Origin of the sequence: Mesorhizobium sp. M1E.F.Ca.ET.041.01.1.1, from assembly GCF_003997355.1 — a bacterium.
Lineage (GTDB): Bacteria > Pseudomonadota > Alphaproteobacteria > Rhizobiales > Rhizobiaceae > Mesorhizobium.
Genome location: NZ_RZSL01000366.1, coordinates 1 through 6264, shown reverse-complemented (window position 1 = coordinate 6264; position 6264 = coordinate 1). Strand labels below are relative to the sequence as shown.

The 6264-nt window shown below is 64.4% G+C and carries 9 protein-coding genes; 6 read left to right on the top strand and 3 right to left on the bottom strand.

Features of this window, described 5'->3' with window-relative positions:
• Nucleotides 1-237, top strand: a 237-nt coding sequence (locus EOA38_RS24750) for a dephospho-CoA kinase (RefSeq protein WP_127300459.1), incomplete at its 5' end; no start/stop codon positions are given.
• A gap of 74 nt (nt 238-311) precedes the next feature.
• Nucleotides 312-1019, top strand: a complete 708-nt coding sequence (gene dnaQ, locus EOA38_RS24745) for a DNA polymerase III subunit epsilon (protein ID WP_127300458.1) — start codon at nt 312-314, stop codon at nt 1017-1019.
• 269 nt (nt 1020-1288) lie between these two features.
• Here dnaQ and secB read toward each other — a convergent pair whose 3' ends face one another.
• Both secB and EOA38_RS24735 read right to left on the bottom strand, forming a co-directional pair.
• Complete coding sequence (gene secB, locus EOA38_RS24740; protein ID WP_127300457.1) at nt 1289-1789, bottom strand: protein-export chaperone SecB; 501 nt, start codon at nt 1787-1789, stop codon at nt 1289-1291.
• Between the two features lie 231 nt (nt 1790-2020).
• Nucleotides 2021-2515 (bottom strand): FxsA family protein, encoded by a 495-nt coding sequence (locus EOA38_RS24735; protein WP_126091077.1) that lies wholly within the window; start codon nt 2513-2515, stop codon nt 2021-2023.
• A gap of 212 nt (nt 2516-2727) precedes the next feature.
• Here EOA38_RS24735 and EOA38_RS24730 point away from each other — a divergent pair, with 212 nt between their 5' ends.
• Genes EOA38_RS24730 through EOA38_RS24715 form a run of 4 tightly spaced genes read left to right on the top strand, consistent with a single transcriptional unit; the run spans nt 2728 to nt 5481 of the window.
• Complete coding sequence (locus EOA38_RS24730) at nt 2728-3435, top strand: Tim44/TimA family putative adaptor protein (protein WP_127300456.1); 708 nt, start codon at nt 2728-2730, stop codon at nt 3433-3435.
• Between the two features lie 22 nt (nt 3436-3457).
• Entirely contained in the window at nt 3458-4564 is a 1107-nt protein-coding gene (locus EOA38_RS24725; RefSeq protein WP_127300455.1) for a murein transglycosylase A, read from the top strand.
• Nucleotides 4561-5085: a Smr/MutS family protein gene (locus tag EOA38_RS24720; RefSeq protein WP_127300454.1), complete on the top strand. Its 525-nt coding sequence runs from the start codon at nt 4561-4563 to the stop codon at nt 5083-5085. The genes EOA38_RS24725 and EOA38_RS24720 overlap by 4 nt, the downstream gene beginning before the upstream one ends.
• 27 nt (nt 5086-5112) lie before the next feature.
• The gene (locus tag EOA38_RS24715) at nt 5113-5481 is read left to right on the top strand and encodes a helix-turn-helix transcriptional regulator (protein WP_126091073.1); all 369 of its coding nucleotides are present in this window, start codon (nt 5113-5115) and stop codon (nt 5479-5481) included.
• A 383-nt stretch (nt 5482-5864) separates the two neighbouring features.
• Here the strand turns inward: EOA38_RS24715 and EOA38_RS24700 are convergent.
• The coding region (locus tag EOA38_RS24700; protein ID WP_148669487.1) for a transglutaminase-like cysteine peptidase at nt 5865-6264 on the bottom strand (400 nt) is incomplete at its 5' end.

The window sequence follows — 6264 nt, the reverse complement described above, 5'->3', positions numbered from 1 at the left end:
CGCGTCGACAAGGTCGTGGTCGTCACCGCGCCGGCCGAGGTCCAGCGTGCCCGGGTGCTGGCGCGGCCCGGCATGAGCGCGGCGAAATTCGAAGCCATCCTCGCCAAGCAGGTGCAGGACACGGAAAAGCGCCGCCAGGCCGATTTCATCGTCGACACCGGGCAAGGCTTCGATGCGGCGCGCCGGGCGGTCGAGGCGATCGTCAGCGAACTGACAGGGGATAAGGCTCGCTCCTGACTCTTGCTGTCAGCAGTCCCCATTGCCATTTTGTTCTGGTTTATGATTCTGCTCTTTTGAGCGGACTGATTCGAATGCGTGAGATCATCTTCGATACGGAAACCACCGGCCTCGACTTGCGCGACGACCGCATTATCGAGCTCGGCGGCGTCGAGCTGGTCAACCGCTTCCCGACCGGCCGCACCTTCCACAAATTCATCAATCCGCAAGGGCGCGCGATTCATGCCGAGGCGCAGGCCGTGCACGGCATCAGCGCCGCCGACCTGGTCGGCAAGCCGACCTTCACGGAAGTCGTGGAGGAGTGGCTGGCCTTCACCGACGGCGCCAAGCTGATCGCCCACAACGCCACGTTCGACATCGGCTTCCTCAATCTCGAATTCGGCCGGCTCGGCCATCCGGCCATCGACGGCGCCCGCGTCATCGACACGCTGGCGCTCGCGCGCCGCAAGCATCCGATGGGCCCGAATTCGCTGGACGCGCTCTGCCGGCGCTACGGCATCGACAACACCCGCCGCACCAAGCACGGCGCGCTGCTCGACTCCGAATTGCTGGCCGAGGTCTATATCGAGCTCATCGGCGGCAAGCAGGCGGCTCTTGTCCTCGACGCCGTCGCGATCCAGATGAACGGTGCCGGCGAGGTGGCAGACATCGACATCTCGATCGGCGCAAGGCCGATCGCCCTGCCGCCGAGGCTGACCGAGGCGGATCGGGCCGCTCATGCCGGTCTTGTCGGCACGCTCGGCGAGAAGGCGCTGTGGTTGAAGGTGGCGGCAGCGGGTTGAGTGGCTATAGCCGCGTAGGCAGCGATCCTTCGCGCCCCCCTCTGCCCTGCCGGGCATCTCCCCCTCAAGGGGGGAGATTGGCAGCTCTGGCGCCTTGCCAACTTTTTAACGGTTTGAGATTGGCGAAAGCCGGCGTGACGTCTGATCTCCCCCCCTTGAGGGGGAGATGGCCGGCAGGCCAGAGGGGGGCGCTGTCCCGCCAACGTCTCCAACAAAAAAAGCCCGGCGCGAAGCCGGGCTCTCGATACGATACGGCGGCAGAGCCTTTCTCAGCTCACCTGGACCTTCGCTGCGGCCTGGTCCTCGGCGATGCGCTGCTGGAACATCTGCGCGAAATCGATCGGGTCGAGCATCAGCGGCGGGAAGCCGCCGTTGCGGGTGGCGTCGGCGATGATCTGGCGGGCAAAGGGGAAAAGCAGCCGCGGGCATTCGATGAACAGGATCGGCAGCATGTGCTCCTGCGGGAAGCCGCTGATGGCGAAGACGCCGCCATAGACCAGCTCGACGTTGAACAGCACTTCCTGGTCGAAGGTGGCCTTGGCGTTCAACGTGAGATTGACATCGAACTGCTTGTCCGAAAGCGGGTTGGCGTTGACGTTGACATTGATGGCGATGCCGGGCGCCTTGTCGCGGCCGCGCAGCGAATTTGGCGCGCCGGGGCTTTCGAAGGACAGGTCCTTCACATACTGGGCAAGCACGTTGAGCGAGGGCTGTGCCTGGTTGCCGTTGCCGTTGGCGGCGCCTGCCGCGGCGTCATCGTTGCTGGCCATGAGCCTTTGTCCTTTTGCCTGGGCAGCATTGCTGACCGGATTGAAATCGGGGGTTCGCTACCATGGTCGGCATGACAAGACAAGTTTTGCCGCCGTCACGCATGTCGCCCAAAAGTGCGTAGCGGTTTTGGGATAACGACATGCGTCAGGCAAAAACTGCAGGTCGTCCAGACTGCGCGGCGGTTCCGGGCAATGACGTGCACGAGATAGCAGACGAGCCTACATCCAGACCTAGTCGTCTTTCAGCCGACGCCAAGGGGAATTGTGGTCCGGCCCGCGCTTGTAGTCGTCGCGCGAATAGTCGCTGTCGTCGAGATCGATCACCTTGTCGCGGCCGCGGGCGGAAAAGCCGCTGCTGAAGCTCGTCGCCATCACGATGCGGCTCTTCAGCAGCCGCCAGGCGAGATCGCGCACAGGCGGCAGGAGCAGCAGGATGGCGAAAATGTCGGTGATGAAGCCTGGAATGATCAGCAGGATCGCCGCCAGCACGATCATCGCGCCATGCGCGAGCTGGCGGCTGGGGTCGCGTCCGGCATCCATTTCCGCCCGCACCCGCGCCATCACCCCAAAACCCTGATGGCGAAGCAGCAGGCTGCCGGCAATCGTGGAAAGCACGACCAGCGCAACCGTCGCCAAAGCGCCCACTTCGCGGCCGACGATGACGAAGCCGGCGATCTCCAGCAGCGGCAGCAGGAGCAGGAACAGCGGGAAGAGTGAAACGCGCAAGTCTTGACCGATCGCTTTCTCTTTTGCGGGCCCGCGGGCAATCGCCGCTGGTACCGGGGCCCTTAGATAGGTATGGCTGCCTTTGATTTGAATGATTGCGCCCGCCGTTCTATATGCTTTGGGTGTTGAATGCTATGCGACCGCCGCCTTTGTGAGCCTTAGGGCGGGGCTCTGGTGGTCCGGCCAGGACAGGGATGGAATTGGCGGAAGATATGGGTTTCTTCGACTTCGGCACGATTTTCTTCTTGATTGCGGCGGTTGTGATCTTCTTCCAACTGCGCAACGTGCTGGGCCGCCGCACCGGAAACGAGCGCCCGCCCTTCGATCCCTATTCGGCGAGCCGCACGCGCGAGCAGGACGCGGCGCAGAAATCCGAGAATGTGGTGTCGCTGCCGCGCAAGCGCATGCCTGGCGAGACGGCGGCCGAGACCTATGCTGCGATCGACGCCTTCGCCAAGCCTGACAGCGATCTCAACAAGGGCCTGCGCACGATCAAGGACAACGATCCGTCCTTCGATCCGAAAACCTTCATCGACGGCGCCAAGATGGCCTACGAGATGATCGTCATGGCCTTTGCCGATGGCGACCGCAAGACGCTGAAGAACCTCCTGTCGCGCGAAGTCTATGACAGCTTCGCCGCCGCGATCGGCGAACGCGAGGCGAAATCGGAAAAGATCCAGTCTTCCTTCGTCGGCATCGACAAGGTCGACGCCGTCGCCGCCGAGATGAAGGGCAGCGAGGCGCATATCACGCTGCGCATCGTCAGCGAGCTGATTTCAGCGACCCGGGACAAGGTCGGCGCCGTCATCGACGGCGATCCCGAGAAAGTCGCCGAGGTCAAGGACGTCTGGACCTTCTTCCGCGACACCCGCTCGCGCGACCCGAACTGGAAGCTCGTCGCCACGGAAGAAGAAGACTGAGACAGAGCGGCGGGGCCCGGTCGTGCCGCTCTTTCCGACATTCAGCGAAAAATCCTTCGGCGACTTGCCCGGTTGGGACGAGGACGATCACCTCGCCGCCTTCGCCGCGTTCAGACGTTCCGCTTTCCATGTGCTGACCAAGCCTTACCGCACCGGCTCGCTCGGCATCGATTTCAACGCCTTTGCCGGGGCCTATGCCGAAGCGCGTTCCGTTTCGCCGGCGAATCGGTCGCAGGCGCGGTCGTTCTTCGAACGCCATTTCGTTCCGGTGCTGGTGCCGGCCGACAACGGCGGCGCCGGCCTCGTCACCGGCTTCTACGAGCCGCAGGTCGAGGCCTCGCCGGTCAGGACGGAGCGGTTCGTCGTGCCGCTGCTTTCCCGCCCGGCCGACCTCATCGACATAGACGACAAAAACCGGCCCGCCGGCATGGATCCCTATCTCGCCTTCGGGCGCGACACGCCGGCAGGCCCCGTCGAATATCCCGACCGCGGCGCAATCGAGCGCGGCGCACTCTCCGGCAGGAACCTCGAGATTGCCTGGCTTGCCGACAAGGTCGACGTCTTCTTCATCCATGTGCAGGGCGCGGCCCGGCTGAAGATGACCGACGGCCGGCTGTGCCGGGTCACTTATGCCGCCAAATCCGGCCAGCGCTTCACCGGCCCGGGCAAAATCTTGAGCGAGATCGGCGAGATCCCGATTGCAAAGGTGACGATGCAGTCGATCCGCGCCTGGTTCAAGGCGCATCCCGATCGCGTCGACGAGATCCTCTGGCAAAACCGCTCCTATATCTTCTTCCGCGAGGCGCCGGTCGACGATCCGGCGCTCGGGCCGGTCGCTGCCGCCAAAGTGCCGCTGACACCTGGCCGCTCCGTCGCCGTCGACCGGCTGTTGCACACCTTCGGCACGCCCTTCTATATCGACGCGCCGACGCTCACCGCTTTTGACGGAAATCCGTTCCGGCGGCTGATGATCGCGCAGGACACCGGGTCGGCCATCACCGGTCCGGCGCGCGGCGATCTCTTCGCCGGCTCCGGCGATGCCGCCGGCGAAATCGCCGGCGTGGTTCGCAACGCCGCCGATTTCTACGCGCTGGTTCCGCGCGGCTTGGTCACCGGGAGGCGCATGTGACCCGCCGCGACGACAAGCTCAGCGAGGACGACCGCATCCTCTGGAACCTGGTGGCGCGGACGACGCGGCCGCTGAAAGGCAAGGCCGCCATCGAGATTCCAGATGTCATCGAGCCCAAGCCGGTGCCGGCATCGGCGCCGGTCAACGGCGTCTCGGCCGTTGCCGCGAAACCCAAGACACAGCACGTCTCGCATGTGCTGGACGACCAGACGCATGAAAAACTGAAGAAAGGCCGGCTGCCGATCGAGGGCCGCGTCGACCTGCATGGCATGACGCAGGAAGAGGCCTATTCGCTGCTGCTCACCTTCCTGCACCGCGCGCATGCCGGCGGCATCCGCTATGTGCTGGTCATCACCGGCAAGGGCTCGTCGTCCGGCGGCGACGGTATCCTGCGGCGCTCGGTGCCGCATTGGTTGTCGACGCCGGCCTTCCGGCACCTGGTCTCCAGCCATGATCATGCCGCCCGCAACCATGGCGGCTCGGGCGCGCTCTATGTCCGGCTGAGGCGCACGCGCGCATGAGGATGCGGTCATGAGCAAGGGGATGGCATGACCCCGTTCGGTGAAAGGCTGCGGGCGCTGCGCGCCGAACGCGGCGTCAGCCAGAAGGCGATGGCTCAGGCCATCGGCGTCAGCGCCGCCTATCTGTCGGCGCTGGAGCATGGCCGCCGCGGCGCCCCGACCTGGACGCTGATCCAGAAGATCATCGGCTATTTCAACATCATCTGGGACGATGCCGAGGACCTGGCCCGCCTCGCCGAAACCTCGCATCCCAGGGTCAGGATCGACACGTCCGGTCTCTCGCCCGCCGCGACCGAGCTGGCCAATCTGCTGGCCGAGAGCATCGAGAAGCTGGACGAGGCGGAGCTTCGGAGCATCACCGCCTCGGTCCGCGTCGCGCTCGGCCGGCGCGGCTGACAGGCATTAAAGCGCATCGCGCTGAAACGGATTCAGGCGACGCGCTTTAAGTCCTTGTTTTGATGCATGTCGTTGTCCCAGAACCGCGCACACTTCTGGGCGACATGCATTAATTGCAAACATCGCGCTGCCCCTCATCCGCCTGCCGGCACCTTCTCCCCGTATAGTGACGGGGAGAAGGGAGATGGCCGCGACGTTGGCGCCCATTGTTCAGCGTTGAATGATTGGCGAAACCATCGATGACGGCGTCTTTCTCCCCGTCACTATACGGGGAGAAATGCCCGGCAGGGCAATGAGGGGCGGCGCTGACCTACGATATCTGGTGAAAGTAACCAAGGCGCATCGCTTCAACGCGGCGCGCTTCGAATGCGTCGAGTCCGCGCCTACTGCACCGAACCGACCAGCACCTGCTGGCCATCGCGGATCGAAACCCAGCGGCCGGTGTTGTCGATCGCCTGCCGCTTGAGGTAGCGGTAGCCCGTCTCGTCCCAGGCTTTGACCTTGTCGGTCAGATTGTCGAGGACGTAGTCGCCCTTGTCGGTGCGCACCGTCAGCACGGAATGGCCTTCGCCGTCGGGCTTGCGCACGACGGTGATCAGGAGGTCGGCGAGCGACATGCCCATGCGATAGAGATCGCGCCGCTTCTCCAGCACATAGTCCTCGCAGTCGCCGAAGCCGTTGTCCGGATAGGTCCAGACCTCGTCCTTGCCGTAATTGTCGAGATCGCTCATCGGCTTGACCGCGGCGTTGACCCTGGCGGCCACGCCGGTCAGCTTGCGCCAG